Origin of the sequence: Leucobacter sp. M11 (assembly GCF_035726885.1) — a bacterium.
Taxonomy (GTDB): domain Bacteria; phylum Actinomycetota; class Actinomycetes; order Actinomycetales; family Microbacteriaceae; genus JAPFRB01.
Window position 1 is genome coordinate 476,610 of the sequence record NZ_JAPFRB010000001.1, and the last position, 1,466, is coordinate 478,075.

The 1,466-nt window shown below is 73.4% G+C and carries 2 protein-coding genes; both read left to right on the top strand.

Annotated elements, in window-relative coordinates:
- On the top strand, nucleotides 1-898 hold an 898-nt coding region (locus OOT08_RS02440), incomplete at its 5' end, for an ATP-binding cassette domain-containing protein (RefSeq protein WP_325090959.1).
- 57 nt (nucleotides 899-955) lie between these two features.
- The coding region (locus OOT08_RS02445) for an amidase family protein (protein WP_325090960.1) at nucleotides 956-1,466 on the top strand (511 nt) is incomplete at its 3' end.

A 1,466-nucleotide genomic window follows, 5' to 3' on the forward strand; every position in this document is an offset into this window, starting at 1 on the left:
GAAGGAATCGGAGACTCAGGAAGCCCGGGAGACTCCGATGGCTCCGGAGGCTCCTGCTGCCGCGTCCGATCCGCGCGAGCCCGCGGTCGAGCCCGTCATGCGGGTCACGGATCTCGTGCGCACCTACACCCGGAGCAAGACGAGCCTGTTCCGGCCCGCGGCCGAGGTTCGGGCGTTGCGCGGCATCTCCTTCGAGGTCCAGCCCGGCGAGCGCCTCGGCGTGGTCGGCGAGTCCGGCTCCGGCAAGTCCACCCTGCTGCGCATCCTCGCGGGCCTCGACCAGCCCACCTCGGGCAGCGCGGTCGTCGCCGGGAACGAGGTCGCGGGGGCGAAGGAGCGCGAGCTGCGCGAACTCCGCCAGAACCTGCAGATCGTGTTCCAGGACCCGATGGGCTCCCTCGACCCCCGGATGACGGTCGAGCAGATCGTGAGCGAGCCGCTGCTCGTGCCGGGGCGCGGCGAGAGCGCCGCCGACCGCTCCCGGATGGTCGCCGAGATGCTGACGGCCGTCGGCCTGCCCGCGGAGGCCGCCAGCCGCTACCCGCACCAGTTCTCCGGCGGCCAGCGCCAGCGCATCTCGATCGCCCGGGCGCTCATCTGCCGCCCCCGGGTCGTGGTCGCCGACGAGCCCGTGAGCGCGCTCGACGTCTCGGTGCGGGCGCAGGTGCTGAACCTGCTCGCGGATCTGGTTGCCGAGTACCAGCTCACCCTCGTCTTCGTCTCGCACGACCTCAACGTGGTCCGCCACCTCTGCGACACCGTCGTGGTGATGCAGTCGGGCGAGATCGTCGAGGCGGGCGACACGGAGACCGTGTACCGAAACCCGCAGCACCCCTACACGCGCAAGCTCATCGATTCCTCGCTCACGCTCCGCCAGGAGCTCCAGCGCGTCGGCTGACGCCGCGCCTCTCCCCGCATCCGGCGCCCCGGCGCCCCGTCCCGAAAGGCCGTCGCCATGACCAGCCCCGTTCCCGCCGCTTCCCCCGCCGAGCAGCGCCCCGAGCCCCGGCTCGCGGACCTCGACGCGGGCACGCTTGCGGATCGCTTCGCGGCGGGAAGCCTCACCCCGAGCGCGGTCGCGGAAGACGTCCTTGCCCGGATCAACGATCGTGAGCCGGAGCTCAACGCGCTCTTCCTGCACGACCCCGCGCAGGTGCGCGCCGACGCCGCGGCGTCCACCGCGCGCTGGGCGGCGGGGACCCCGCTCAGCCCGTTCGACGGGGTGCCCGCGACGGTCAAGGAGAACATCGCGCGGGCCGGGCAGCCCAAGCCCTCGGGCACCGCGCTGCCGAACCCGCCTCTCGCGGCGGCGAACGCGCCCACCGTGGACCGGCTCCTGGAGGCCGGGGTCGTGATCCTCGGCTCGACCACGATGCCCGACTGGGGCATGCTCTCCTCCGGGGTCTCCAGCCGACACGGCATCACCCGGGGCGGGCTCAACCCGGCGCACACCTCCGGCGGGTCCA